The sequence below is a fragment of the Stenotrophomonas sp. YIM B06876 genome, assembly GCF_030711595.1.
GTDB lineage: Bacteria > Pseudomonadota > Gammaproteobacteria > Xanthomonadales > Xanthomonadaceae > Stenotrophomonas.
In genome coordinates this window covers 1-26,548 of record NZ_JAUJUJ010000021.1, presented here as the reverse complement: position 1 = coordinate 26,548, position 26,548 = coordinate 1, and the positions used below count along the sequence as shown (strand labels likewise).

Annotated in this window: 25 protein-coding genes; 17 read left to right on the top strand and 8 right to left on the bottom strand. The window is 67.9% G+C overall.

Features of this window, described 5'->3' with window-relative positions; genetic code table 11:
* The first annotated feature begins 207 nt into the window (after positions 1 to 207).
* From rpmB to QZH66_RS09850, 4 genes are all read left to right on the top strand, one after another.
* Complete coding sequence (gene rpmB / locus QZH66_RS09865) at positions 208 to 444, top strand: 50S ribosomal protein L28 (protein ID WP_057505668.1); 237 nt, start codon at positions 208 to 210, stop codon at positions 442 to 444.
* A 13-nt stretch (positions 445 to 457) separates the two neighbouring features.
* Positions 458 to 622, top strand: coding sequence for a 50S ribosomal protein L33 (gene rpmG / locus QZH66_RS09860; protein WP_180545703.1), 165 nt, complete (start codon positions 458 to 460; stop codon positions 620 to 622).
* Between the two features lie 185 nt (positions 623 to 807).
* Positions 808 to 2,229 carry a cardiolipin synthase gene (gene cls / locus QZH66_RS09855; protein WP_305805767.1) on the top strand — a complete coding sequence of 474 codons (1,422 nt, stop codon included), beginning with the start codon at positions 808 to 810 and terminating at the stop codon, positions 2,227 to 2,229.
* 72 nt (positions 2,230 to 2,301) lie between these two features.
* Entirely contained in the window at positions 2,302 to 3,690 is a 1,389-nt protein-coding gene (locus QZH66_RS09850) for an FAD/NAD(P)-binding protein (protein WP_305805766.1), read from the top strand.
* Positions 3,691 to 4,166: 476 nt separating this feature from the next.
* Here QZH66_RS09850 and QZH66_RS09845 read toward each other — a convergent pair whose 3' ends face one another.
* A complete protein-coding gene (locus QZH66_RS09845) occupies positions 4,167 to 4,658 on the bottom strand; it encodes a hypothetical protein (protein WP_305805765.1) in 492 nt (163 codons plus the stop codon).
* A gap of 195 nt (positions 4,659 to 4,853) precedes the next feature.
* Between QZH66_RS09845 and uvrD the strand changes: the two genes are divergently transcribed.
* A complete protein-coding gene (gene uvrD / locus QZH66_RS09840) occupies positions 4,854 to 7,046 on the top strand; it encodes a DNA helicase II (RefSeq protein ID WP_305805764.1) in 2,193 nt (730 codons plus the stop codon).
* A gap of 130 nt (positions 7,047 to 7,176) precedes the next feature.
* Entirely contained in the window at positions 7,177 to 7,626 is a 450-nt protein-coding gene (locus QZH66_RS09835; RefSeq protein WP_305805763.1) for a universal stress protein, read from the top strand.
* Positions 7,627 to 7,807: 181 nt separating this feature from the next.
* Here QZH66_RS09835 and QZH66_RS09830 read toward each other — a convergent pair whose 3' ends face one another.
* Positions 7,808 to 8,080, bottom strand: coding sequence for a hypothetical protein (locus tag QZH66_RS09830; RefSeq protein ID WP_305805762.1), 273 nt, complete (start codon positions 8,078 to 8,080; stop codon positions 7,808 to 7,810).
* A gap of 76 nt (positions 8,081 to 8,156) precedes the next feature.
* The gene (locus QZH66_RS09825; RefSeq protein WP_305805761.1) at positions 8,157 to 8,441 is read right to left on the bottom strand and encodes a DUF2782 domain-containing protein; all 285 of its coding nucleotides are present in this window, start codon (positions 8,439 to 8,441) and stop codon (positions 8,157 to 8,159) included.
* Between the two features lie 85 nt (positions 8,442 to 8,526).
* On the opposite strand from QZH66_RS09825, the gene polA reads away from it, so the two are divergent.
* Positions 8,527 to 11,295: a DNA polymerase I gene (gene polA / locus QZH66_RS09820; protein WP_305805760.1), complete on the top strand. Its 2,769-nt coding sequence runs from the start codon at positions 8,527 to 8,529 to the stop codon at positions 11,293 to 11,295.
* 510 nt (positions 11,296 to 11,805) lie between these two features.
* Positions 11,806 to 12,285, top strand: coding sequence for a YetF domain-containing protein (locus QZH66_RS09815; RefSeq protein ID WP_305805759.1), 480 nt, complete (start codon positions 11,806 to 11,808; stop codon positions 12,283 to 12,285).
* Between the two features lie 9 nt (positions 12,286 to 12,294).
* Here QZH66_RS09815 and hemF read toward each other — a convergent pair whose 3' ends face one another.
* From hemF to QZH66_RS09795, 4 genes are read right to left on the bottom strand one after another with little or no spacing between them, the layout of a single operon-like run.
* Complete coding sequence (hemF, locus tag QZH66_RS09810; protein ID WP_305805758.1) at positions 12,295 to 13,194, bottom strand: oxygen-dependent coproporphyrinogen oxidase; 900 nt, start codon at positions 13,192 to 13,194, stop codon at positions 12,295 to 12,297.
* Between the two features lie 48 nt (positions 13,195 to 13,242).
* On the bottom strand, positions 13,243 to 13,818 hold the full coding sequence (locus tag QZH66_RS09805; RefSeq protein WP_305805757.1) for a hypothetical protein: 576 nt from the start codon (positions 13,816 to 13,818) through the stop codon (positions 13,243 to 13,245).
* A 29-nt stretch (positions 13,819 to 13,847) separates the two neighbouring features.
* The gene (locus QZH66_RS09800) at positions 13,848 to 14,294 is read right to left on the bottom strand and encodes an NUDIX domain-containing protein (protein ID WP_305805756.1); all 447 of its coding nucleotides are present in this window, start codon (positions 14,292 to 14,294) and stop codon (positions 13,848 to 13,850) included.
* A gap of 57 nt (positions 14,295 to 14,351) precedes the next feature.
* Complete coding sequence (locus QZH66_RS09795; protein WP_305805755.1) at positions 14,352 to 16,718, bottom strand: S9 family peptidase; 2,367 nt, start codon at positions 16,716 to 16,718, stop codon at positions 14,352 to 14,354.
* A 211-nt stretch (positions 16,719 to 16,929) separates the two neighbouring features.
* On the opposite strand from QZH66_RS09795, the gene QZH66_RS09790 reads away from it, so the two are divergent.
* From QZH66_RS09790 to QZH66_RS09780, 3 genes are all read left to right on the top strand, one after another.
* Entirely contained in the window at positions 16,930 to 18,327 is a 1,398-nt protein-coding gene (locus QZH66_RS09790) for a cytochrome ubiquinol oxidase subunit I (protein WP_305805754.1), read from the top strand.
* A gap of 2 nt (positions 18,328 to 18,329) precedes the next feature.
* The gene (gene cydB / locus QZH66_RS09785) at positions 18,330 to 19,343 is read left to right on the top strand and encodes a cytochrome d ubiquinol oxidase subunit II (RefSeq protein ID WP_305805753.1); all 1,014 of its coding nucleotides are present in this window, start codon (positions 18,330 to 18,332) and stop codon (positions 19,341 to 19,343) included.
* 102 nt (positions 19,344 to 19,445) lie between these two features.
* On the top strand, positions 19,446 to 20,792 hold the full coding sequence (locus QZH66_RS09780; protein WP_345783841.1) for an AMP-binding protein: 1,347 nt from the start codon (positions 19,446 to 19,448) through the stop codon (positions 20,790 to 20,792).
* A 10-nt stretch (positions 20,793 to 20,802) separates the two neighbouring features.
* Here the strand turns inward: QZH66_RS09780 and QZH66_RS09775 are convergent, their stop codons facing one another.
* A complete protein-coding gene (locus tag QZH66_RS09775) occupies positions 20,803 to 21,792 on the bottom strand; it encodes a pteridine-dependent deoxygenase (RefSeq protein ID WP_305805790.1) in 990 nt (329 codons plus the stop codon).
* A 240-nt stretch (positions 21,793 to 22,032) separates the two neighbouring features.
* On the opposite strand from QZH66_RS09775, the gene QZH66_RS09770 reads away from it, so the two are divergent.
* The 6 genes from QZH66_RS09770 to QZH66_RS09745 all read left to right on the top strand — a co-directional run.
* Positions 22,033 to 22,302: a phosphopantetheine-binding protein gene (locus QZH66_RS09770; RefSeq protein ID WP_305805752.1), complete on the top strand. Its 270-nt coding sequence runs from the start codon at positions 22,033 to 22,035 to the stop codon at positions 22,300 to 22,302.
* Between the two features lie 10 nt (positions 22,303 to 22,312).
* Positions 22,313 to 23,032 (top strand): ketosynthase, encoded by a 720-nt coding sequence (locus QZH66_RS09765; RefSeq protein WP_305805751.1) that lies wholly within the window; start codon positions 22,313 to 22,315, stop codon positions 23,030 to 23,032.
* A gap of 52 nt (positions 23,033 to 23,084) precedes the next feature.
* Positions 23,085 to 23,384 (top strand): hypothetical protein, encoded by a 300-nt coding sequence (locus QZH66_RS09760; RefSeq protein WP_305805789.1) that lies wholly within the window; start codon positions 23,085 to 23,087, stop codon positions 23,382 to 23,384.
* Positions 23,381 to 24,370: an acyltransferase gene (locus tag QZH66_RS09755; protein WP_305805750.1), complete on the top strand. Its 990-nt coding sequence runs from the start codon at positions 23,381 to 23,383 to the stop codon at positions 24,368 to 24,370. Before QZH66_RS09760 ends, QZH66_RS09755 begins: the two co-directional genes overlap by 4 nt.
* Complete coding sequence (locus QZH66_RS09750) at positions 24,324 to 24,935, top strand: LolA-related protein (protein WP_305805788.1); 612 nt, start codon at positions 24,324 to 24,326, stop codon at positions 24,933 to 24,935. Before QZH66_RS09755 ends, QZH66_RS09750 begins: the two co-directional genes overlap by 47 nt.
* The coding region (locus QZH66_RS09745) for an MMPL family transporter (RefSeq protein ID WP_305805749.1) at positions 24,911 to 26,548 on the top strand (1,638 nt) is incomplete at its 3' end. The genes QZH66_RS09750 and QZH66_RS09745, both read left to right, overlap by 25 nt.

The following is a 26,548-nucleotide window of genomic DNA, read 5'->3' as shown; positions in this document are numbered from 1 at the left end:
TTTCGGGCGCGGGATTTGCACTCGGCGCCGGGTGCCGGCATAATTTCCGGCTCGCTGTGCCCGGTTTTGTCCGGGTCGGTGGCCGGGAACACGTCATCCGGCCACCCTCGTCGGCGTAACCCTTTGATTCCCATGACGCGTGGCGGGTAACCGCCGGGGCCGCCGTCTTCCTGGCTAAGGAAGTCATCAAATCTACCGAGGTGCGCAATGTCCCGCGTATGCCAAGTTTCCGGCAAGGGAGTGCAGACGGGTAACAACGTCTCGCACGCCAACAACAAGACCCGTCGTCGTTTCCTGCCCAACCTGCACGAGCGTCGCTTCTGGGTTGCCAGCGAGAACCGCTGGGTCAAGCTTCGTGTTTCCGCCCATGCCCTGCGCACCATCGACAAGAACGGTATCGATTCCGTTCTGGCCGAGCTGCGTGCCCGCGGCGAAAAGGTCTGAGGAGTAGAGAGTCATGGCAGGTAAGCGCGACAAGATCCGTCTGATTTCCTCGGCTAACACCGGGCATTTCTACACCACGGACAAGAACAAGAAGAACACCCCCGGAAAGATGGAGATCAAGAAGTACGATCCCGTCGTCCGCAAGCACGTGATGTACAAGGAAGGCAAGATCAAGTAATCCATTCGTGGATGACCGGTCTGCTTTCACCCCAGAACCCGCCGCAAGGCGGGTTTTGTGTTTTCCATCCCGGCAACCACACGGCCGGCCCGCGCCCATGATGCCGGCAGCGACTTCCTGCGGTTTCTTGGTGTTTGGAGGCCGGGGCCGCAGAATCGGCGGGATCCTCCGGTGGGAGTGGGCTGATGGCAGTCGAAGGGTTCCAGATGTCGTGGTTGCTGCTGGCCCTGGACTGGTTGATCCGGCTGGCGGCGCTGTTCTGGATTCCCTCCCGCAGCACGCCCGGTGCGGCGCGCAGCTGGCTGTTGCTGGTCGGGTTTGTGCCACTGCTGGGATTGCCGCTGTATCTGCTGCTGGGCGAGCCGTGGCTGTCGCGCCAGCGCGTCCGGCGCCAAGCCGAGTCTTCGCAGGTGATCCGCGAAGAGCAGGTGTTGCTGCAGCCGTTGCGGTGGCTGCCGCCGGGCGATACCCCGATTGCCGAAATCGCCCCGCTGGTCGAGCGCCAGGGCGATTTCATGCCGATCCACGGCAACGCGGTGATGCTGCTGGATGATTACGACGCGGCCCTGCGCGCGCTGCTGGACGACATTGCCGGCGCCAGCCAGCGCGTGCACCTGCTGTATTACCTGATGTTCGACGATGCGGTGGGCGAGGCGGTCATCACCGCGCTGGAGCAGGCGGCGGCGCGTGGCGTGCACTGCCGGCTGCTGCTTGATGCGGTGGGCGCCAAACGCGGATTGCGCCGCTATCGCAAGCGCCTGCTGGCCGCCGGCGTGGAGGTGCGGGCGATGCTGCCCGGTGGTCTGCGCTGGCGGCGCAGCGGGCGCATGGATATGCGCAACCACCGCAAAATCGCGGTGATCGACAACCGCGTCGGCCATATCGGCTCGCAGAATCTGGCCGCGTCGGACTTTGTGCCCGGTTTCCCCAACCGTGAGCTGGTTGCGCGCTTGCAAGGGCCGGTGGTGGCGCAGCTGGAGGCGGTGTTCGCCAGCGACTGGTTCATCGAAAGCGGGCAGCGGCTGGAAGTGATGGCGGATGTGCCGCTGTGCGCGGCCGATGTGGCCACCCAGCTGCTGCCCAGCGGCCCGGCCTATCCGTTCAGCAACGCGCGCGATGCGGTCAATGCGCTGATCCATCTGGCCCGGCGCCGGATCGTACTGGTGACGCCGTATTTCGTTCCCGACGAGGCCACGCTGAGTGCATTGCGCATCGCCGCGCTGTCGGGGGTGCAGGTGCAACTGATCCTGTCGGCCAGCAACAACCAGCGGCTGACCGCCTGGGCGCAGCAGGCCTATTACGACGAGCTGCTGCGCGCCGGGGTGCGGATCGCGCTGTACCGGCCGCACTTCCTGCATGCCAAGCACTTGAGCGTGGACGATGACATCGCGCTGGTGGGCTCGATCAATCTGGACATCCGCTCCTTCGCGCTCAATGCCGAGATCGGCGTGCTGTGTTACGACACCGCTGTGGTGCGGCGGCTGCAGGTGATCGAGGCGGACTATCTGGCCGATTGCGAGCAGCTGTCTGCGGCGCGCTGGCAGCAACGCCCGGCGTGGCGGCGCAGCCGCGAGGGAATCGCGCGGTTGGCCGACGCGTTGATGTGATCCGGGGCCGACCGCCGCGGCAGCGGTGCGCCGACGCCAAGGGCGCAGCAGCCCATCGCCTACAATTGGCCGATGACTGCAACCGACAATCGCCGCGGGTTCGATCTCGCGATCATCGGCGGCGGGGCCGCGGGCGTCCTCACCGCGATCCAGCTGCTGCGCAACGCCGACCAGCCCCTGCGCATTGCGCTGATCGAGCCGCACCCGCTGGGCCAGGGGGTGGCTTACGCCACCCGCTATCCGGAGCACCTGCTCAACGTGCCGACCGCAAAGATGAGCGGGTTTATCGACCAGCCGGACGATTTTCTCGACTACCTCATGCAGCAGGCGGCGTACCCGGCGCTGGACCGCGCCACGCTGGCGCGCACCTATGTCAGCCGCGGCCATTACGCCGGCTACCTGCAGAGGCGGTTGCAGCAGGCGCAGGACGCCAGCGCGGCGCAGTTGCAGGTGTTGCAGGACCGGGTGCTGGCGCTGGAGAAAACCGCTGACGGACTGCAGCTGGGCCTGCAGCACGGGGCGCCGGTGCAGGTCAAGGGGCTGGCGCTGGCAACCGGCAATGTATTGCGGCCGTTGCCGGCGCGCGGCGCCGGCGCGCTCTCTGCCCGGCAGCGGGTGGAGGCATGGGATTTCGACGCGGTGCGGGCCATCGCCAGCGAGGCTGACATCTGCATTGTCGGCACCGGCCTGAGCATGGCCGACAGCGTCGTATCGCTGGCAGACACCCGTCATCGCGGCGCGGTCCATGTGATCTCGCGGCATGCGCTGCTGCCGCTGCCGCACGCCGAAGGCCCGGCCGCCGACTACGACCCGCAGCCCTTGCTGGCGATGGACCTGCGCCAGCGCATGCGCGCGCTGCGCAGGCATGCGGCCGCCGCGCAGGCACGCGGCATTCCGTGGCAGAGCGTGATGGATCGCATCCGGCCGCTGGGGCAAGCGCTGTGGCAGAGCCTTTCGGCCGCCGACCAGCGCCGCTTCCTGCGGCACGTGGTGCGCTACTGGGATGTGCATCGTCACCGCATCGCCGCGCCGGTGCATGCGCAGCTGCAGCGGATGATCCAGCGCGGCCAGCTGCAGGTGCACCGTGGTCGTCTGGAGAGCGTGGCCGGCGAAGGCGCCGGTGTGCAGGTGGCGGCGCTGGATGCGCAGCGTCGGCCGTTGCGCTTGAACGTGCACTGCGTGATCAACGCCACTGGCGTCGAGATGCGGGTGCAGGCCATGCACAACCCGCTGCTGCAGCAGATGCTGGGTAGCGGCCAGGTCTGTTCCGGGCCACACGGCATCGGCATCGATACCGCCGCCGATGGCAGCCTGCTCGATGCCCACGGCATCGCCGAGCCGCGGGTGCGGGTGATCGGCAGTCTGCGTATTGGCCGGTTGTGGGAAAGCCTGGCTATTCCCGAATTGCGGGTGCAGGCGCAGCAGGCCGCGTGGGCGTTGCTGGAGCAGCGGTACGGCTGACGCCGGCGGTGGCCGGTTGCACCCGGCCATCTGGGCGGTGGCTTTCCCGTGAAATGTGCCCAGGGATGTTTCCCACCTGCTCGACGGGCTGAACCCGGCCCGCAGGGACGCGGGTTGAATGTCGATGCCATTGGCCGTCTCCGATCTGGCAATGGCATGGAACATGACACCATCCATGTGATTGGCAACCTGCGCATGCACAATCACTACGAACCATCGTCACCCCCGAACTGCGACAGCAGGCAAACCAGCTCGCCGGCCAAGCCATTGCCGGCGGCTGATATGGCTATGAGGTCAGTCTGAAGGGCCAAGTGCACGCGGCCACACAGCGCTCTCTCTGTGTGATTCAGCGGTAGCGGGGGTGGCACTCTTTGGCAATCCCGAGAGTCGGCGGGCGTCTCGGGAAATCCAACAAGGGCCTCGAAGGAGCCCTTGTTGGATCCTGCGGCTTACCGCCCGGCGTAACCGCCGGAATTTTATGGCGCGGATCCATCGAGCATCACCGGAGCCTTCGGCAAACGAGCTTCGAGCTGGAGTGAAGGGTTGGAAAGTCGCAGGTAATCACGCCGGATCGGGTTGTCAGCACTGCTGCGCTGCCAGACCCAAGTACCGTGCGACAGCGGCTGTGAGGAAACCATGGTGAAATCCACCGAATAATTGCCGTCGGCGAGCGGGGTCACCGTGGATGCCATGTTGGCCACGAACTGGCGGCCGGTAAGCGAGCCGGTCGCATTAAACGCCGGGCTGCTGACAATCTGCTCGATGTCCTGGCGCAGCACGCGGGTCAGTGCGGGGGACATGCGGTCAGCAAGGTCAATGCGGCTCACCTTGCCTCGCGCGTCGAGCGTTACCAGTACCTGGAGGGCATCCACATCCTGTGCGGGTTCCGCACTGGAGCCAGCTACCGCCTGGCCTGAAAACATCAGTGAAGCAAGAGAGAACAACAGCGCGCGGGTCATGCTATTCATATCTTCGTCCTGAAGTGGCGGTTGGCGCAGCTCGATTGACTGATGTGGTCTGCCGTATCACTAAACCTGCTTTACAGGCCAGTGTCAAAGTGTGGTGGGGGTTGTCATGCGATTGCATCCGCACTTGCGAGATACCGCAGTGAGCTGAGCCACGCCTGCGGCCATGCTTTAGTACTACTGGCGTAAAATAGCCGCATGGATGTTTCCCACCTGCTCGACGGGCTGAACCCGGCCCAGCGCGAGGCGGTTTCTGCGCCTCCCGGTCATCACCTGATCCTCGCGGGCGCCGGTTCCGGCAAGACCCGTGTACTGATCCACCGCATCGCCTGGCTCAACGAAGTCGTGGGCGTGCCGACGCACGGCATTTTTGCGGTGACCTTCACCAACAAGGCCGCCGGCGAAATGCGCCACCGCATCGACCTGCAACTGCACCACGGCAGTCGCGGCATGTGGATCGGCACCTTCCACGGCCTGGCCCACCGGCTGCTACGGCTGCACTGGCACGACGCGAAACTGCCGGAAAGCTTCCAGGTGCTGGATTCGGATGACCAGCTGCGTCTGGTCAAGCGCGTGGTGCAGCAGCTGGAACTGGACGACGGCAAATATCCGCCCAAGCAGATCGCGTGGTGGATCAACCAGCAAAAAGACGAGGGCCGCCGCCCGCAACATATCCAGCCCGAACCGCACGATGCCTGGACCGAGACGTTGCGCCAGGCCTATACCGCCTACCAGGAGCGTTGTGACCGGGCAGGCCTGGTCGACTTCGCCGAGCTGCTGCTGCGTGCGCATGAACTGCTGCGCGACAACCCGGCGCTGCTGGCGCATTACCGCGCCCGTTTCCGCGAGATCCTGGTGGACGAGTTCCAGGACACCAACGCCATCCAGTACGCGTTCGTGCGCGTGCTCGCCGGCGATTCGGGCCATGTGTTCGTGGTCGGTGACGACGATCAGGCGATCTACGGCTGGCGTGGCGCCAAGGTCGAGAACGTGCAGCGCTTCCTCAAGGATTTTCCGGGCGCGCAGACCATCCGCCTGGAGCAGAACTACCGTTCCAGCGCCAATATCCTCGGCGCGGCCAACGCGGTGATCGCGCACAACCCGGGGCGCATCGGCAAGGAATTGTGGACCGACAGCGGCGACGGCGATCCGATCGACCTGTACGCGGCCTACAACGAGATGGACGAGGCGCGCTACCTGGCCGAGCGCGCGCGGCAATGGGTGCGCGATGGCGGCAGCTATGGCGATGTCGCCGTGCTTTACCGCAGCAACGCGCAGTCGCGTGCGTTCGAAGAGGCGCTGCTGTCCGCGCAGCTGCCCTACCGCGTCTATGGCGGCATGCGCTTCTTCGAGCGCGCCGAGATCAAGGATGCGCTGGCCTACCTGCGGCTGATGACCAACCGCAACGATGACGCAGCCTTCGAGCGCGCGGTCAACACGCCCACGCGCGGCATTGGCGAGCGCACGCTGGACGAAGTGCGCCGGGTGGCGCGCGAGCAGTCGCTGTCGTTGTGGGAAGCCACCATGCTGGTGACCCAGGGCAACGCGCTGGCCGCGCGCGCGCGCAATGCATTGGCCGGATTCCTGAGCCTGATCGGCCAGCTCACGGCCGAGACCGGACAGATGGATCTGGCCGAGCGTATCGACCATGTGCTGCTGCGCTCGGCACTGCGCGAGCACTGGTCCAAGGAAAGCCGCAACGCGCTGGATTCCGAATCACGTACCGACAACCTCGACGAACTGGTATCGGTGGCCTCGCGTTTCACCCGTCGCGAAGACGACATCGCCGAAGTCGGCGAAGAGATGAGCGAGCTGGTGGCCTTCCTCGCCTACGCCTCGCTGGAAGCCGGCGAAGGCCAGGCCCAGGCGGACGAGCAGGGCGTGCAGCTGATGACGCTGCATTCGGCCAAGGGCTTGGAGTTCCCGCTGGTGTTTCTGGCCGGCATGGAAGATGGCCTGTTCCCGAGTGCGCGGTCGCTGGAGGAAAGCGGGCGGCTGGAAGAAGAGCGCCGCCTGGCCTACGTCGGCATCACCCGCGCGCGGCAGAAACTGGTGCTCAGCTATGCCGAGTCGCGGCGCATCCACGGCCAGGACAACTACAACGTGCCCTCGCGGTTCCTGCGCGAGATCCCGCGTGAACTGCTCAACGAGGTGCGGCCCAAGGTGCAGGTCTCGCGCCCGGCTGCGCTGGGCGCCTCGCGCAATCCCGGCCACGCCGCGCTGGAAGCCCCGCCACTCCGGCTCGGCACGATGGTCAGCCATCCCAAGTTCGGCGAAGGCATGGTCACCGACTACGAGGGCAGCGGTGGCCACGCCCGGGTGCAGGTGGAATTCGTCGACGCCGGCATCAAATGGCTGGTGATGGCCTACGCCAACCTGCAGCCGCTGTGATCCGGGCGCCCAGCAACTGCCGTTGCCGGGTGCGTCATCGCCGCCGGGATTGATCCAGGTCAATGCCCGGCCTGCACGCCCGGTGTGTCATGGTGGCGACCCGCAATCGCGGACAGCCAGGAGCTAGGCCATGTACAAGCGCATTCTGATTGCCACCGATGGGTCCGACCTCTCCGCCAGGGGGCTGGACAAAGGTCTGGAGCTGGCAGCGCAGCTCGGTGCCGCCGTCGATATCGTCACCGTTTCCGAGCCGTGGGCGGTGGGGATGTATGACGCGATGGGCTGGAGCGTCGGTTACGAGACCAGTCCGGAATACAAGAAAGACCGCGAAGATGCCGCGCAGAAGATCCTGCAGCCGGCGGTCGACGTTGCCCGCGCGAGCGGTATCGCCAACGTGGTCTCGCATCATGTGCTCGACCGCTACGCCGCCGACGGCATCATCGAAACTGCCGAAACCTGTGGCTGCGATCTGATCGTGATGACCTCCCACGGCCGCCGCGGCGTCACCCGGGTGTTGCTGGGCAGCCAGACGACCGAGGTGCTGGTGCGCACCAAACTGCCGGTGCTGGTCATCCGCTGAATCATTCAGGTCCGATGCGGGAAATCGCGCCGGTGGCGCGGTCCGGCAGGTGCCACGGGCGGGTCCCGGGATTTCAATAAAGCGACGGCGGTTGACGCGACACGGCAAAATCCGTCGCAGCGTGACACGTGCTGCCCGCATGCGGGCGTGGCTTCGCGCCCCACGGCAGCGGCGTACGGTTTTATGCCCGACGCCAGTTGACGACGCTGCTGCGCGGCGCGCGCAGCGGCAGCGTCTGCGATTCGTCCAGGCTGCCATCGGCACGCAGCACCACGTAGCGGCTGTCGCCGCGGTCGAACAGCACCGGCACCGGATCACGGAACAGCGGCCGTCGCACGAACCGCAACTGCCAGCCGAAATGTTCCAGCGTCTCCACGGACTGTTGTTGTTCCGGAGTGAACCCGTCGCGCAACTGCACGGGTTCCGGGGGCTGACGGCGCTCGGTCGAATTCATGGAACGTAAGCTGGAGATGGAAAGTGCCATCTTCAATGCAATTGCCGTTCCAATCTGGCCGTGGCGGTCGCCGCGATTACCAGCTGTACAGCTTCCAGTACACCGGCGAGACGCCGTCCTTGTCGCTGTCCATGCGGCCATCGCCGTTGCGGTCGTAGATGTAATACGGCGCGCCGCGGGCCGGGGTCACCTTGACCATCCGCAACTGGCCGCTGATGCGGTATTCCTCGATGGTGTCGCCATTGTCCTGGACGCGCCTGGCAACGTCGGCGCCGCGGACGTCCACCGGGGCCTCACCCGTACCGCCGGTGCTGGCGCAGCCGGCCAGTGCCAGCAGGGAAAACAGCAGCAGGTTTTTCATGAAGGGCTCCATGCGAGGGGAATACCGGCTTGATTATGCGCCGCGCGCCGGGACCAGGTGCGGACCGGCCGCGTAGAATCACGCTATGAGCAGATTAGTCCTGATTGACGGGTCAAGTTACCTTTATCGCGCCTTCCATGCGTTGCCGCCCCTGACCAATGCCGCTGGCGAGCCTACCGGCGCGCTGTTCGGCGTGGTCAACATGCTGCGGGCGACATTGAAGGAGAAGCCCGAATACGTGGCGTTCGTGGTCGACGCGCCGGGCAAGACCTTCCGCGACGACCTGTATCCCGACTACAAGGCCAACCGGCCGTCGATGCCCGATGATCTGCGCCCGCAGGTGCAGCCGATGTGCGACATCGTGCAGGCCCTGGGCATCGACATCCTGCGCATTCCCGGCGTGGAGGCCGATGACGTGATCGGCACCCTGGCCCTGCAGGGGGCTGCCGACGGACTGGAGGTGACCATCTCCACCGGCGACAAGGATTTCGCCCAGCTGGTGCGCTCGGGCGTGGCGCTGGTCAACACCATGACCGGCAGCCGCGCCGACTCGGATGCCGCGGTGATTGAAAAATTCGGGGTGCCGGCTTCGCAGATCGTCGATTACCTGGCGTTGATGGGCGATGCGGTGGACAACGTTCGCGGTGTCGACAAGTGCGGGCCCAAGACCGCGGCCAAGTGGCTGGGCGAATACGGCTCGCTGGATGGGGTGATTGCCGCGGCGCCGACGATGAAGGGCAAGATCGGCGAGAACCTGCGTGCGGCGTTGCCGCGGTTGCCGCTCAACCGCGAACTGGTGACGATCAAGACCGATGTGGCGCTGGATTGCGGCCCGCGCCAGTTGCAGCTGCGCGACCAGGACGTGCCCACGCTGCGGGAGTTGTACACCCGCTACGGGTTCACCCAGGCCCTGCGCGAGCTGGGCGGCGCTGCGGCGCCGGCGGCGGTCGACGACAGCAAGGTCAGCCTGCGCGGCACCGCGGCCGGTTACGCCAAGGCCAGCGACAGCGCAGCGGCCGTCGAGATCGATCCGGCGCTGGCGGCCAAGGGCGAATACGAAACCGTGTTCACTGCCGAGCAGTTGCAGGCCTGGGTACAGCGCCTGCAGGCGGCCGACGAGTTCGCCTTCGATACCGAAACCGATGCCCTGGATGCGATGCGCGCCAACCTGGTCGGCCTCAGTGTCGCGGTGGAAGCCGGCAAGGCGGCCTATATCCCGGTCGGGCACACCTATCCCGGCGCCCCGGCACAGCTGCCGATGGCCGATGTGCTGGCGGCCCTGAAGCCGCTGTTCGAAGACGCCGGCAAGCGCAAGCTCGGCCAGCACGGCAAGTACGACATCCATGTGCTGCGCCGTCACGGCATCGACGTGCGTGGCTATGCCGATGACACGATGCTGGAGAGCTTCGTGCTCAATTCCACCGCCACCCGCCACGACATGGATTCACTGGCGCAGCGCTATCTGGGCTACACCACCACCAAGTTCGAGGAGGTGGCCGGAAAGGGCGCCAAGCAGATCTCTTTCGCTCAGGTCGGGATCGACGAGGCCGGTGGCTACGCCGCCGAAGATGCCGACATCACCCTGCGCCTGCATCGGGTGCTGTCGGCAAAACTTGCCGCCGAGCCGTCGCTGGAAACGGTGTACCGCGAGATCGAGATGCCGCTGGTGCCGGTGCTGGCGCGGATCGAGGCCAATGGCGTGGCGATCGATTCGGTCGAGCTGCGCCGGCAAAGTGCCGACCTGTCCTCACGCATGCTCGCCGCGCAGCAGAAGGCCACCGTGCTGGCCGGGCGCACCTTCAACCTGGATTCGCCCAAGCAGCTGTGCGCGGTGCTGTTCGAGGAACTGGGCCTGCCGGCGCTGGTGAAAACGCCCAAGGGCCAGCCCTCGACCAACGAAGAAGCGCTGGAGGCGATCGCCGAGCAGCACGAACTGCCGCGGGTGATCCTGGAATACCGCGGGCTGGCCAAGCTGCGCAGCACCTACACCGACAAGCTGCCGGAGATGGTCAATCCCGACACCGGCCGCGTGCACACCAGCTATCACCAGTCCGGTGCGGCGACCGGGCGGCTGTCCTCGTCCGATCCGAACCTGCAGAACATCCCGATCCGCACCGAAGACGGCCGCCGCATCCGCAAGGCCTTCGTCGCCCCACCCGGGCGCAAGCTGATGGCCTGCGACTACTCGCAGATCGAACTGCGGATCATGGCCCACCTGTCCGAAGATCCGGGCCTGATCAGTGCGTTCGAGCAGGGCGCCGACGTGCACCGCGCCACCGCGGCCGAAGTGTTCGGACGCAGGCTGGAGGAGGTGACGCCGAACGAGCGCCGCGCCGCCAAGGCGATCAACTTCGGCCTGATGTACGGCATGAGCGCGTTCGGTCTGGCCAAGAACCTGGGCATCGACCGTGGCCAGGCACAGGACTACGTGTCGCTGTATTTCAGCCGCTATCCGGCGGTGCGCGACTTCATGGAGCGCATGCGTGTCCAGGCACGTGAACAGGGCTATGTGGAAACCCTGTTCGGCCGCCGGCTGTACCTGAACGACATCCACGCGCGCAACCAGGGCCTGCGCGCCGGTGCCGAGCGCGCCGCGATCAACGCACCGATGCAGGGCACGGCGGCGGACATCATCAAGCGCGCGATGGTCAGCGTCGACGGCTGGCTGGCCGATCACCGCGAACGCGCGCTGATGCTGCTGCAGGTGCACGATGAACTGGTGTTCGAGGCCGATGTCGACTTCATCGACACGCTGCGCCACGAAGTGGTGTCGCGGATGAGCGCAGCGGCGAGCCTGCGGGTGCCGCTGGTGGTGGATACGGGGGTGGGCGCCAACTGGGACGAGGCGCACTGAGCGCGGCGGCTGGCGGCACCGGGACGTGGTGACGCGCTGGGCGGAACGAGGATTTGCCGTTCTTTAGGGGTGGAGGTGGAACATTGCGTATCAATCTCCGCATTCACTTTTTGCCTTGTTTTCAAGGGGATGAATCGCTCCTTAATCCTTCCGGATAACAAAGCAATTCTTCACGAACCATCAATGTTCAAAGTGCTCTTATGTCCTTCGACAGGCGCAATACCTGTCGTGGATCTCTCCCATCCCCTGGAGCAGATCTCGGAACGGGNAACCATCAATGTTCAAAGTGCTCTTATGTCCTTCGACAGGCGCAATACCTGTCGTGGATCTCTCCCATCCCCTGGAGCAGATCTCGGAACGGGAATTTCTCCCCAAGTTTCCGTTCCCGAGCCCCGTCGACCCCCCCCTGGTCGGCGGGGCTTTTTTTTTGAGCGGTTCCATCACTCCCGGCGCATGGCTTTTAGGGCCGCTGGCGGACTATCGTCAGTGCTGGCCCACTTGGGGATGACGATGTCGGATCTTTTCACGCTGGCGATGCCGTGGTGGGAGTTCGTGCTGCGCGCGGTCGTGGTGTACGTGGTGGTGCTGGGCATGGTGCGGCTGTCGGGCAAGCGTGCGCTGGGGCAATTCACCCCGTTCGATGTGCTGCTGATCGTGCTGCTCGGCAATGCGGTGCAGAACGCGCTGCTGGGGGAGGACACCTCGCTGGCCGGCGGCCTGCTGCTGGCGGCGACCCTGATGCTGTTGAACTATGCAGTGGGCTGGTTCACCGCGCGCTCTCCGCGCGTGGAGCGCATGGTGGAAGGCGAACCGGTCGTGCTGGCGCGTTCCGGCCGCGTGTTCATCCACGTGCTGCGGCGCGAGCTGGTGAGCAAGGCCGACTTCGATGTGGCGATGCGGCAACAGGGCTGCGCCGATATCAGCGAAGTGGAACTGGCGCTGCTGGAGACCAATGGCCATATCACCATCCTCCAGCAGCCGAAAAACTGACCGCGCCGCTCAGTCGAGCCAGTCGCGCGGCGTCAGGTAAGCCGCCAGCCGTGCTTCGGCGCTGCCTTCCTGCGGCACGTAGCCGTATTCCCAGCGCACCCGCGGCGGCAGGCTCATCAAAATGCTTTCGCTGCGGCCGCCACTCTGCAGCCCGAACAGCGTGCCGCGGTCATAGACCAGGTTGAATTCCACGTAGCGGCCACGGCGGTACAGCTGGAACTCGCGCTCGCGCTCGCCATAGGGCGTGTCCTTGCGGCGCTCGACGATCGGCAGATAGGCATCCAGGAACCCCTCGCCCACCGCGCGCAGATAGGCGAAATCCTGCTCGAAGTCGCCATGCAGGTCGTCGAAGAACAGCCCGCCGACACCGCGGGTCTCGTTGCGGTGCTTGAGGAAGAAATAGTCGTCGCACCAGCGCTTGTGCTCGGCATAGCGCGTTTCGCCATACGGCGCGCACAGGTCATGGGCCACCTGGTGCCAATGGCGCACATCCTCGTCGAACGGATAGAACGGGGTCAGGTCGAAACCGCCGCCAAACCACGAGGCGACGTGTTCGCCATCGCGCTCGGCGCGGAAATAGCGCACGTTGGCGTGGGTGGTGGGCAGGTAGGGATTGCGGGGATGGAACACCAGCGACACGCCGCAGGCGCGCCATGACGCCCCGGCCAGCTCCGGCCGGTTGGCCGAGGCCGACGGCGGCAGGCGCGTACCGGCGACATCGGAAAAGCCGATCCCGGCCTGCTCGAACACCGCGCCCTCGCGCAGGATGCGGGTGCGGCCACCGCCGCCCTCGGCCCGCTGCCAGTTGTCTTCGATGAAACGGGCCTGGCCGTCGGCGGTTTCGATGGCGGCGCAGATGCGGTCCTGCAGCCCGGTCAGATAGTCGCGTACACGTTCAAATTGATTCATGGCGGTACTTTAACGCAGGCCCGTGGCGCGGCTGCAGGGCGCTGCGGTTCAATGGAACTGCACGCGCACGTCGGGTTTTCCCAGCTTCAGCGCCAGCCAACCATGCAGCAGTGCAAACGCCAGCGCGGTGGCGGCGCCGGTGATCAGGCAGATCCAGCGGCTGACCTGCAGCTGCAGCAGCAATTCCTGGCCCTGCGGCGTCTGCAGCATGCCGGCGGGAAACATCCCGGCCAGGCCGTTGAACAGGGCCTGGATCAGCGGCAGGCAGGCGAAGTTGGCCACGGCGGTCAGCAGCAGGAAGCCGATGAATCCGGTTCGCGCCCACTCGCGCCGTGCCAGCAGGCCCCATCCCACCGCCAGCAGGGCCAGCGACGCCAGCAGCATCAGCACCCCGAGCGTGCCGGCGTGCCGCAGCAGCCAGTCCAGGCCGGCGGGCAGCGGTAGATTGTGCGCGGCCAACCACTGCGCAGCGCCGGCCCGTCGCAGCAGCCCGATCACGCCCAACTGGATCGCGCTGTAGACCACCGAGATCACGGCCACCACCAGCGCCAGCCGCGCGGTGACATCGACGAGCGAACCGGCGCGGCCGGCCTGGCGGTCAGGGGAAAGCGAGGCAGGGCTCACGGCGCGTCCAGGGAGGGGGCCAAGGCGGACTATCGCCCGAGCGGCGGTGCTTGCCCAGCGGCCTCGGCGGCGAGCAGCGCGCGCGCGGCCGGCAGGATGTGGTGTTCGCTCATCGGCGCCAGCTCCACCCCGTGCGGCGGGTGCAGGGGAATCCACGCCAGTTCGGCGATTTCAGCCCGCGCCCGTGGCGATCCCCGCACCTGGATCCGGAACGCTTCGGCCTGCACCCGGCGGCCGGGTTCGTTGACCGCGTGTTCCTCGAACTGGCCCAGACGGTGCGCGCTGTCCACGTCCAGTTCCACGCCGAGCTCCTCCCCCAGTTCGCGCGCCAGCGTGGCCAGCGAGGCTTCACCCGGCTCACGCTTGCCGCCGGGCTGGATGAAGGCGGCCGAGCCGCGCTTGCGCACCACCAGCACCCGGCCGCCGGCATCGAGGATCACCGCGGTGACGATGCGGATCGGGGGAGCAGGAGACATCGGTCGTGCCAGCGGGGTTGCAACCACCCGGCCCGCGCTGGGCGGGCCGGGGCGGGGTTACTTGAGGTTTTCCTCGAACAGCTTGTAGATGCGCTTGTACTGGTCCAGCCACGAGTCCGCACGGGTGTAGCCGTGGCGTTCCAGCGGGTACGGTGCGATCGACCAGTTGTCCTTGTGCAGCTCCATCAGCTTCTGGGTCATGTTGACCGAGTCCTGGAAGAACACGTTGTCATCCATCATTCCGTGCGCGATCAGCAGGTGGTCCTGCAGGCCGGCGGCGTATTCGATCGGCGAGGAGATGCGGTAGGCCTCCGGGTCGATGTCCGGGGTGTTGAGGATATTGCTGGTATAGCCATGGTTGTACTGGTGCCAGTCCCCGACCGGGCGCAGCGCGGCGCCGGCCTTGAACAGGCCCGGGGCGCGGTACAGCGCCATGTAGGTCATGAAACCGCCGTAGGAGCCGCCGTAGATGCCGGCATGCGCGCGATCACCCTGTTGCGTCTCCACCAGCCAGTCCAGGCCGTCCTGGTAGTCCTCCAGTTCCGGGTGGCCCATGTTGCGGTAGATCGCGGTGCGCCAGTCGCGGCCGTAGCCCTCGCTGCCGCGGTAATCCATGTCCAGCACGATGTAGCCCTGCTGCACCAGCAGGTTGTGGAACATCTGCTCGCGGAAGTAGGCCGGGTAGCGCTGATGCACGTTCTGCAGATAGCCGGCGCCATGCACGAACATCGCGATCGGGTACTGCTTGCCCGGTTCGGGGTTTTCCGGACCGTAGTACTTGGCCCAGACCACGCCGGCGCCATGTTTGGACGGCACCTGCACCAGCTTCGGCTCGATCCACTGCCGCGCCTTGAACGCGGCACTGCGGGTATCGGTCAGCACCCTGGCCGCCCCGCCGGCCGCCGGCACCACCGCCAGCTGTGGCGGCAGGTAGGCGCTGGAATAGCGCACCAGCAGCTGCTGGCCGTCGGGCGAGAGCGAGAAGTCCTCCACCCCGTTGAGCGCGGTCAGTTCCTTCACCTGTCTGCTGGCGCGGTCGACCGCGCACACTTCGTAGTCGCCCGGTGCCTGCTGGTTGCACAGGAAGTAGAAGCCGCGGCCGTCGGCGCTGGCCACCGGCATCGAGGCTTCCCACTTGCCGCCGGTCAGCGGCTGCGGCTTGGCCGTGCCCTGCTGGGTGTACAGGTGCGAGAAGCCGGATTCCTCGGACAGCAGCCACAGTGTGCGGCCGTCGCCCAGCCAGCCGAAATCGTTGAAGCCCCAGTTGATCCACGCCGGATCGGTCAGCCGGTGGCGCGTTTCCAGCTTCGCGCTGGCCGCGCTGACCCCGACGATCCAGCGGTCCTTGTTGTCGTTGGCGCGCAGCATGATCGCCGCCTGCTGGCCATCGGCGCTCCAGCGGATGCCGGGCGCGCCCCGGCCGCCCAGCACTTCGAGCGTGCGGTTGCCTTTGAGCGCATCCTTGCCGGCGGCCTTGCGCAGCGCCGCCAGCGGATCGGTGCCGATGCCCGGCAGGCCCTCCAGCGACAGCGGCCTGACCGTGCCGGCCACGGCATCGACCAGCCACAGCGCATGCGGCTCGGGATCGTTGCGGCCGACGCGGGTGCGGGTGTCCTCGAACTCCTCGTAACCGGACTCGGTCACGTACTTGGGCATCTTGCCGGCGCGGCCTTCGTCATAGCCCTTCGGCTTGGTGACCACGATCAGGGTGCGGGCATCGGGCGAGAGCACGCTGTCGACGATCTCGACCTCGGCGCCCAGATACACCGGGTCCGGTGCGCGGGTGCGGTCGGCCTGGCGCCAGCGGGCGTCCTGCTGCTTGAGCGCCTCGCGCTGGGCGCGGTCGTTGCGCAGCGTGGCGAGGGTGCGCAGCTGCTGCTCGCGCAGTTCGTCCGGCTTGGGGGCGTCGTCGGGGTTCTTTTCCGCCTTCAGGCTGGCCACCTGCTGCACGCCGGCGGCCGCGGTCCAGTGGAACCAGTTCTGCCCGGTGCGCCAGATCACGCCGCCATCGCGGGCGAAATTGACCGCGCTGGACTTTTCGCTGCTGCGGGTCAACTGGGTCAGCGCGCCGCTGCGCAGGTCGCGTACGAACACGTCGCCGTTGCGCACGAACGCCGCGCGCTGGCGGCTGCCGTCGTAGACCGGATTGGCTACATCCAGGCTGTCGCGCTGGTCATCGGCCACCTGCTGTGCGGCCCCGCTGGCGACCGGCTGGCGGAAGGTGTCACGCACCGGGCTGCCGGTGCGCTTGAGCTGGTATTCCACCTGCTGGCTGTTCCACGACCACCAGGCGCTCTCCACCGGGGGGCCGATCCAGTCCGGGTCGGCCATCGCCTGCTCGATCGTGATCGGGGTGGGCGCGGCATGGGCCGTACCGCCGAGGGCGGCGAGCAGGATCAGGGACAACGGCAGCGTTCTGGGCATTGCGGGCGGCACCAATAAGGAAAACCCGGCAAGCGTAGCAGTCCCTTCACGGCGCTGGCTGGGCCACAGGTCATGGCGGGCAGCGGCGGCGGGAATTGCGGCGCGCCCCCGGCGGGCACCTTGCAGTGCTGTGCTGCAGCAGGGCGGCACATGCGGCCCTCACACCGGCGGGCGGAAACTGGCGCGGGTTTGGGCCGTTCCGGAGATTTGCGTGGACGCACTCTTGTTGTCGCGGATCCAGTTCGGGTTCGTCATCAGTTTCCATGTGCTGTTCCCGGCCTTCACCATCGGCACCGCGAACTGGCTGGCGTTCCTCGAGTGGCGCTGGCTGCGCACCGGCAATCCGGTCTGGCGCGAGCTGTTTTTCTTCTGGCAGAAGATCTTCGCGGTGTCCTTCGGCATGGGCGTGGTCACCGGCATCGTGATGTCCTTCCAGTTCGGCACCAACTGGTCGGAACTGAGCCGGGTGGCCGGCAGCGTGATCGGCCCACTGCTCAGTTACGAGGTGCTGACCGCGTTCTTCCTGGAATCCAGCTTCCTGGGCGTGATGTTGTTCGGCTGGGGCCGGGTGTCGCCGCGGCTGCACTTCCTGTGCACCTGCCTGGTGGCGCTGGGCACGCTGATTTCCACTTTCTGGATCCTGTCGTCCAACAGCTGGATGCAGACCCCGGCCGGCTACCGGATGGTGGACGGCATCCTCCACCCGCAGAACTGGTGGCACGTGGTGTTCAATCCGTCGTTCCCGTACCGGTTGGCGCATATGGCGCTGGGCGCGTTCATCACCACCTGCTTCGTGGTCGGCGGCCTGGGCGGCTGGTACCTGCGCCGCGGGGTGCATGTGGAGGCGGCCGCCCGCATGTTGAAGCTGGCGGTGGCGTTTGCCGCGATCACCCTGCCGCTGCAGATCCTGGTCGGGGACCAGCATGGCCTGAACACGCTGCAACACCAGCCGATGAAGGTGGCGGCGATGGAAGGCCACTGGCGCAACGGCGCGCCGGGGGCGGGCGTGCCACTGCTGTTGTTTGCGCTGCCCGACGAGAACGCCGAGCGCAACGCCATGGAAGTGGCGATCCCGCGGCTGGGCAGCCTGATCCTCACCCACAGCCGTGACGGGACCATCGCCCCGCTGACTGCGGTGGCGGCGACCGACCGGCCGCCGGTCACCCCGGTGTTCTATGCGTTCCGGGTGATGGTCGGGCTGGGCGTGCTGATGCTGCTGCTGGCGTGGGTATCGGCGTTCGCCTGGTGGCGCGGCTGGCTGCTGCAGTCGCCCTGGCTGCAGCGGGCGTGGAACCTGATGTTGCCGGCCGGTTTCATCGCGCTGGTATCGGGCTGGTTTGTCACCGAGATCGGGCGCCAGCCGTGGGTGGTGTATGGGGTGTTGCGCACTGCCGATGCGGTCGGGCCGCAAACGGCCTGGATGACCGCGCTGTCGCTGACCGTGTACGTGCTGGCATATGCCTTCGTGTTCGGCTGGGGCATCTGGTATCTGGTGAAAATCGCCCGCACCGGGCCGAACCCGCATGAGCGGCCGCCGGAGATGGAGGGTGGTGAACGGACCCCGGCGCGGCCGATTTCCGGCGTCGATGAACCGCTGGAAGGAGGCTGAGCATGGACATGGCAACGGTGCTGCCGGTGGTGTGGTTCGCGGTGATCGGCTTTGGCGTGCTGATGTACGTGGTGCTGGACGGGTTTGTGCTCGGGATCGGCATCCTGGCGCCGTTTGCCGACAACGAACAGCAGCTGGACCTGATGATGAACACCGCCGCGCCGATCTGGGACGGCAACGAAACCTGGCTGGTGCTGGGCGGGGCCGGCCTGTTGGCGGCGTTCCCCGGCGCCTACGCGGTGATCCTGTCCGGGCTGTACCTGCCGGTGCTGATGCTGCTGATCGGGCTGGTATTCCGCGGCGTGGCGTTCGAGTTCCGTTTCAAGGCGCACCGTTCGCGGGCGCTGTGGAGCGTGGCCTTCACCCTGGGCTCGCTGCTGGCCGCGTTCGCCCAGGGGGTGATGCTCGGGGCAATCGTGCAGGGCCTGCCGATGCTGGACGGGCGCTATGTCGGCGGGGCGTTTGGCTGGTTCAGCCCGTTTTCGGTGTTGACCGGAGCGGCGGTGGTGTTCGGCTACGCGCTGCTTGGCAGCACCTGGCTGATCCTGAAGACCACCGGCAAGGAGCAGGCGATCGCGCGGATGCTGACGCGGCCGCTGGTGGTGGCGGTGATCGTGTTCATGGGGCTGGTCAGCGCGTGGCTGCCGTTCCTGGATTCGCGGCTGATGGCGCGCTGGTTCAGCAGTGGCAATTTCTGGTGGCTGTCGCCGGTGCCGGTGTTGACCCTCGCCGTGGCGGTGGCGCTGTGGCGCAATGCGCTGCATCCGCAGCGCGACTTTGCGCCGTTCCTGCTGTCGCTGGGGCTGTTCGTGCTGGGCTTCATCGGCCTGGTGCTGGGCATGTGGCCTTACCTGGTACCGCCGGGACTGACTCTGTGGCAGGCGGCGGCTCCGCCCTCGTCGCAGGGCTTCAGCCTGGTCGGGCTGCTGGTGCTGCTGCCGGTGATCCTGGGCTATACCGCGTGGTCGTACCGGGTGTTCCGCGGCAAGGTCACCGCCGACAGCGGCTATCACTGAGCCGTGGCGTGGCTTGCCAGTGGCCGCGCCCGCCGCCAAGCTAGCCGCCCCGGCATGCGCCCCTGAGCGGACCGGTTCCCGTTGCCAGGTGGATGTAGCCGCATGCCGGTCGCTGTTGAGGATTTCATGTCGCCGCGCCGTTATCCGCTCGCCGTCGGCGGGCTGGAACGTGGGCTGGCCCGCGTGGCCGGGATCGACGTCGATCTGCGCACGTTCCTGGCCCACGTCCACGGCCTGGCTGCGCTGCTGCCCGAAGGCCGGCACGCCATCAACCTGTGCGAAGACCGCTACCGGTTCCTGGTGGCGTTCTGCGCGGTGGCGTTGCGCGGGCAGGTGAACCTGCTGCCGCCGTCACGGGCGATCGCGGTGGTGGCCGACGTGCAGCGCCGCTATGCCGAGACCTGGTGTGTGGGCGATAGCGCGTTGGATCCGGCGCCGCCGGGGTATTTCCGCCTTCCCGCGACCTTGCCGCAGGCGCAGGGCCCGATGCCGTGGCTGGAAGAAAACCGGTGCGTGGCGATCGGCTTCACCTCCGGCAGTACCGGCGCCCCTGCCCCCAATCCCAAGACCTGGGGCAGCTTGCAGACCAGCACCGCACAGAATCTGCAGGCGTTGCAGGACCTGTGGGGCCGCACGCTGCCGGAAGTGGTGGCCACCGTGCCGCCGCAGCATATGTACGGGCTGGAGATGTCGGTGCTGTTGCCGCTGCTCGGCCCGGCCCGGATGCATGCCGGCAAGCCGTTCTTCCCCGATGACGTGGCGCAGGCGCTGGCGCAGGCCAGCGCGCCGCGGCTGCTGGTGACCACGCCGGTGCACCTGCGGGTGCTGGTGGAATCCGGGGTGCGGCTGCCGCCGTTGGCCGGCATCGTCACCGCGACCGCGCCGTTGCCGCAGGACCTGGCGATCGCCGCCGAGCAGCGCTTCGGCATCGAAGTGCGCGAGGTGTTCGGTTCCACCGAAACCTGCATCTTCGCCCGTCGCCGCACCGCCCACGAGGCGGCCTGGGATCTGTTGCCCGGGGTGCGCCTGGAACCCCAGCCGGACGGTACCCGGGTCCATGCGCCCCATCTGCCGTTGCCAGTGACGCTGGCCGATCTGGTGGAGTTGCTGCCCGGTGAGCGCTTCGTGCTGCGTGGCCGGCGCGCGGACCTGCTGGAGATCGCCGGCAAGCGTGCTTCGCTGGGCGACCTTACCCGGCGCCTGCTGGCGGTCGCGGGCGTGCAGGATGGCGTGGTGGTGCAACTGGCGCCCGAGCCCGGGCATCCGGTGGGCCGGATTGCCGCGCTGGTGGTGGCCCCCGGCTGCGAGGAAAGCCGGATCCTGCAGGCCCTGCGGGCGGAAATGGACCCGGTGTTCCTGCCGCGGCCGTTGCGCAAGGTGGCGCAGCTGCCGCGCAATGAAACCGGCAAGCTGCCACGTGACGCGGTGCTGGCCCTGTTGCAGGGTTGACGCGTGCGGCTCAGCCGCCGTGGACGCCGTCGATCTCCACCCGCAGGTCACGGCGGCACACCGTGGCGTGCAACAGCATGCGCGGCACCTGCGGTCCCAGATGCTGTGACAGCTGCTGTTCCACCTGCGCCATCTCGGCGCGGTCGCGCACATACACCTTGAGCCGGCTGTTGGCGCCGAACTGCGGCGGCAGGCCGGGTGCGTGCTGCCGCGCCGCGCCGATCAGCGCGTCGAAGTTGGTGAAGGTTTCCTCGAGCTGGCGGGCGGTGCAGTCGGCGTGCAGGGTGTGGTGGCCGACCACGCTGGCGGTCCCGGACAACAGCAACGGCAGTTCGCTGCCCGGCGCGGCGAGCATGGCGCGGGCGAAGCTGGGCGGCTGCGGCCCGTACTGGCGCGGGTAGCGGTAGGCGCTGACCTGGCGCGGATTCTCCAGCGGAATGCCGGGCGCGCGCGCGGCCAGCCAGTACACCTGCAGCACACGCACCCCGTCGACCCGCCCGATCGCGGTGGCCGCCGGCAGGGTGGCCGCATCGATCGTGCCGATGCCGCGGGCGCGGCCGACGCAGAACTGGCGGTAGCGCTCCTGGTCGCCCTCGCCCTCGGTGATGGCATCGAGGTAATTCCAGATCCGCAGCAAATGCGGGTAGCCATGCCGCGCCAGGGCCGCCAGCAGCTGCGTATACGCCTGCTGCGAGCCACCCAGGATGCCGCCAGCGGCGGTTTCATCGATCTGCAGCGCACCGAACATCAGCGCGCCATCGCTGGCCCAGGCCACCCCGTGCCCGTCGCGTCCGCTGCGAACCGGGGTGCGGCTGCGCCAGACTTCCAGCTGTGGCGCGCCATAGGCCTGCAGGCCCACCTGCAGGTAGCGTGGATCGGTGCAGGCCGGGGCCGCAGCGCCGGCATGGAAACCGAAGATCGCCAGCACCCGGGGGTCGTCCAGCAGCGCGGGCAGCTGCGTGGCTGGCACATAGTCCACCGTCATTGCCGCCGCGGCCATCGCGGAAGAAACGGTGCTCATGGCGCGATCCGCGGCGCAAGCAGGGCGATCGGAACGGCCTGGCCCCCCAGCACAGGCGTGGCGGGCAACAACAGGGGCGGTGCGGGAAACATCATGCGTTGGCAAATCGGGTATTACCGGAATGGCACATGATAGCGCGCGGCGATTTCCGCCCCGGTTGCGCTATCGACGGTGATGCCGGATCGTTGCGCCTCCGCAACTGTCGCTGGACCTGTACACATGTCGCAACAATCCCGATCCGAGGCCGCCCTGGCGGAACTGCTGGTGGAAAGCCTGAACCTGGAGGACGTCACCCCGGCACAGATCGATCCGGAGGCGCCGTTGTTCAACGAGGGACTGGGGCTGGATTCGATCGATGCGCTGGAACTGGCACTGGCCATCAGCAAGCGCTACGGCTTCCAGCTGCGCTCGGACAATGACGACAACCGGCGCATCTTCACCTCGCTGCGTTCGCTTTCCGCCCATATCGACGCCAACAAGACCGTCTGAGGTGGACCCCATGGTTGCCGCGCCCGGGGCCGGTCACGGCGTAGCGGCGGCGCTGCTCCGGGGCCTGCTGTTGCTGGCGTATCCGCTGCTGTCGCACCTGGCCAGCCTGCGTGCCGGCGGTGCCTGGGCGGCCGGCGCCATGTTCAGTCTGGTGCTGCTGGTGCTGCTGGCGCCGTTGGCGCAACGGCGGCGCTGGGCGCTGCCGGCGCTGGGGCTGTGCACGCTGGCGCTGCTGTGGCTGGCTGGGTCGCCGCTGGCGTGGATGCTGCTGCTGGCCCCGCCGGTGGTGTTCCCGCTGCTGGTGGCGTGGGGTTTCGCGCGCACGCTGGCGCCAGCGCGGGTGCCGTTGATCGGGCGCATCATGCGCGCGCTGTACCAGCATGCCGGGATGCCGGTGACGGCGGCGCTGGAACGCTATACCCGGCGCCTGACCGCCGCGTGGGCGGCGGTGCTGGTGCTGCTGGCGGCGTTGAACCTGGGGCTGGCGGCCAGTGCGGTGCCCGGCGGCCTGCTGGTCACGTTCGGCCTGCAGCCGTGGTGGCCGGTCAGCCATGCGCAGTGGTCGTGGTGCGCCAATATCGCCAACTGGGGCCTGATCGGCGGTTTCTTCGTACTGGAATACGCGGTGCGGACCCGGCTGTTTCCGCAACGGCCGGACCGCAATCCGGCCCAGTTCGCCCGGCAGATGGCGCAGCTCGGGCCGGCGTTCTGGCGCGACCTGTTGCGCTGAGCGGCGGCCGCGCCGGGTATCCTTGGCGACCATCGAGGCTGTCATGGCTGCCATGCAATTCACCATTCCCTGCGACCACCCCTGCCTGGCCGGGCACTTTCCCGGCCGCCCGCTGGTGCCTGGCGTCGTGGTGCTGGAACAGGTGCTGCGGGCGATCGCGCGGCAAACCGGCCTGCCGGTCACCGCGTTGCGCCTGCCGCAGGTGAAGTTCATGGCGCCACTGCTGCCCGGACAGGCCGCGACCATCGAACTGGAAGGCGCTGCGCCGCGCTGGCGCTTCACGGTGCTGCGTGATGAACAGTTGCTGGTGCGCGGCGAACTGGTGGTGGTCACGCCGGTTGCCGCGGCATGAGCGAGGTCGACTGGAAGCGTCGCCCCGAAGGTGGGGGCCGCGCCGCGATCCGGCTGATTGCCGGCATCGCCCGCCATGGCGGACGCGGTATCGCGCGGCTCTGCCTGTACCCGATCACCGTCTATTTCCTGTTGATGCGCGGCGCCGAGCGGCGGGCCTCGCGGGCCTTCCTTTCCCGGGTGCACGGGCGCCGCGCGTCCGTGGCTGAGGTCGCCCGGCATATCCATACCTTTGCCGCCACCATCCTGGACCGGGTGTTCATGCTCGGCGGGCGCATGCAGTTGTTCGACATCCACCACTTCGGCCTGGAGCAGTTGCACGCGGCGATGGACCAGGGGCGCGGGGTGCTGGTGTTCGGCTCGCACCTGGGCAGCTTCGACGCGCTGCGCGCGCTGGGCCGGCAGCGCCGGGACATCCAGCTGCGGGTGCTGCTGGACAAGGCGCACAACGCGGCGATCACCGAGGTGCTGGCCGAGCTGGACCCGACGCTGGCGGCGGGGATCATCGATGCCGGCCAGGACGGCCCCTCGATCGTGCTGGCGATCAAACAGGCGCTGGACGAAGGCGCGCTGGTGGCGCTGCTGGTGGACCGCGCCCGGCCCGGCGAACCGTCGCTGGCCGCGCCGTTGCTGGGCGCGCCGGCGCCGTTGCCGACCGCCCCGTGGCTGATGGCCGCCGTGCTGAAAGTGCCGGTGGTGCTGGCGTTCGGCCTGTATCGCGGTGGCAACCGCTACGATCTGGTGTTCGAGGCGTTCGATGACGCCATCGACATCCCGCGGCGGGAACGGGCCGGGGCGTTGGCGCTGCTGGTGCAGCGCTACGCCGCACGGCTGGAGCTGCGGCTGCGCAGTGCCCCTTACAACTGGTTCAATTTCTATGACTTCTGGCATGCCGATGACTGCGCTTCTCCCGCCCCGATGGACCCGCCGCGCGTTGCTGATGCTGGTCGCCAGCGTGGTCCTGCCGGCATCGGCGAGCGGGATTGAGGCCCGCTGGATCCTGCAGCAGCTGGCGCAGCCGGCGCCCAGCCAGACCGGTTTCGTCGAGCTGCGCGGTTCGGCACTGCTGAAGGAGCCGTTGCGGGTGGAAGGCCAATACCGCCGTCCGGACACCGCCACGCTGGTGCGCGAGGTGCGCGCGCCCTACGCCGAAACCACCACCATCGCCGACGGCAAGGTCAGCATCGCCCGCGCCGGCAAGCCGCCGCGCGTGTTCGCGCTGCAGCGGGTGCCGGAACTGGGCGACCTGCAGGCCAGCTTCGGGGCGCTGCTGTCCGGCGACCTGGCGGCGCTGGAGCAGGGTTACCGGCTGCAGCCGCAGGGCACGCCCCAGCATTGGCAGCTGGTGCTGATCCCGCGCGGCGAAGCGCTCGCCAAGCGGGTGGCCGCAATCACCCTGCGTGGCCGTGGCAACGAACTGCGCTGCATTGAAACCCGCCCGGCCAAGGGCGATCTGCAGCGCACCCTGCTCGGCGGCGCCGCCGCGGCGGCGGCCACGGTGCGCGATGCCGACGCGCTGGCGGCGTTGTGCCACGACGGTGGGGCGCGTTGAGCCTGTCGTCGAAGCAGCGCATCGTTCTGGCGATCGGCTGGCTGCTGCTGCTGGCCCTGGCCAGCGCGTGGATCGGGGCGCGGATGCAGGTCAGTGGCGACCTGCGCAAGTTCATGCCCGATGCGCAGACCCCGGCGCAGAAGCTGTTGCTGGACGAGCTGGGCGAAGGCCCCGGCAGCCGCCTGCTGCTGGTGGCGCTGTCGGGCGCGGCCCCGGCCGAACTGGCCGCGCAGTCCCAGGCGCTGCGGGCGCAGCTGGCCGACGACCCGCAGTTCGAGCTGGTCAGCAATGGCGAGCAGGCCGGACTGGAGGCGATTCCGCCCCGGTTGCTGCCCTACCGCTATCTGCTGGGCGAGCTGCCGGACGATGCGTTCTCGGCCGCGACGTTGCGCGAGGAACTGCAGGCGCGGGTGCAGGATCTGGGCTCGCCGGCCGGTGCGCTGGTCGAGCCGCTGCTGGCCGCGGACCCGACCCTGCAGATCCTGCGGGTGGCCGAATCGTTGCAGCCGGCCAACGCGCCGCAGCGGCCGGAGGAGGTGTGGTTCGACCGCAGCGGCACCCAGGCGTTGCTGCTGGTGCAGACGCAGGCGGCCGGGTTTGATCCCAGCGGCCAGCAAGCGGCGGTGGACACGATCCAGCACGCTTTTGCGCAGGTCGCCGGCGACAGTGGCAGCCGCCTGGAACTGAGCGGGCCGGGCGCGTTCTCGGTGAAGATCGGCAATCGCACGGCGAACGAGGCCGGCGCCATCGGCACGCTGGATACGCTGGGCATGATCCTGCTGCTGTGGGTGGCCTACCGCAGCTGGAAAATGCCGATCCTGGGCTTCCTGCCGCTGGCCACCGCCGGCCTGGCCGGGCTTGGCGCGGTGGCCCTGGGCTTTGACGGCGTACACGGCATCACCATCGCTTTCGGCTTCACCCTGATCGGGGTGGTGCAGGACTATCCGATCCATTTCTTCAGCCATCAGCGCCCCGGCCGGTCGCCCTGGGACAACGTGCGCGCGCTGTGGCCGACGCTGGGCACCGGGGTGATCGCCACCTGCATCGCCTACCTCACCTTCCTGTTCTCCGGGGTGGACGGCCTCAAGCAGTTGGCGGTGTTCACCATCACCGCACTGGTGGCCGCGGCGCTGGCCACGCGTTACCTGCTGCCGGCGCTGGTCGACCCGCCCACCCGCGATTTCGCCGATTCGGCGCTGCTGGCGCGGATCTGGCGCCAGGTGCAGCGGCTGCCGCGGCCGCGCTGGTCGCTGGCCGCGCTGGCGCTGGCGGCCGCCGCGGCGCTGTTCTGGGCGCCGGGCACCTTCTGGCAGAACGATCTGGGGCGATTGACCCCGGTCGACCCGCAGGATCTGCAGCGCGATGCCGAGCTGCGCAGCGAGCTGGGCGCGCCGGACGTGCGGTATGTGCTGACCCTGCGCGGCGACGATGCGCAGACGGTGCTGGCGGCCTCTGAACGGCTGCGTCCGGCACTGCAGCAGCTCATTGTCGACGGCGCGCTGGACAGTTACGACATGGCGGCCCGCTACCTGCCCAGCGCCGCCACCCAGCGCGCGCGCCAGGCGCAGCTGCCCGATGCCGCCACCCTGCAGCGCGCGCTGGACGCCGCGGTG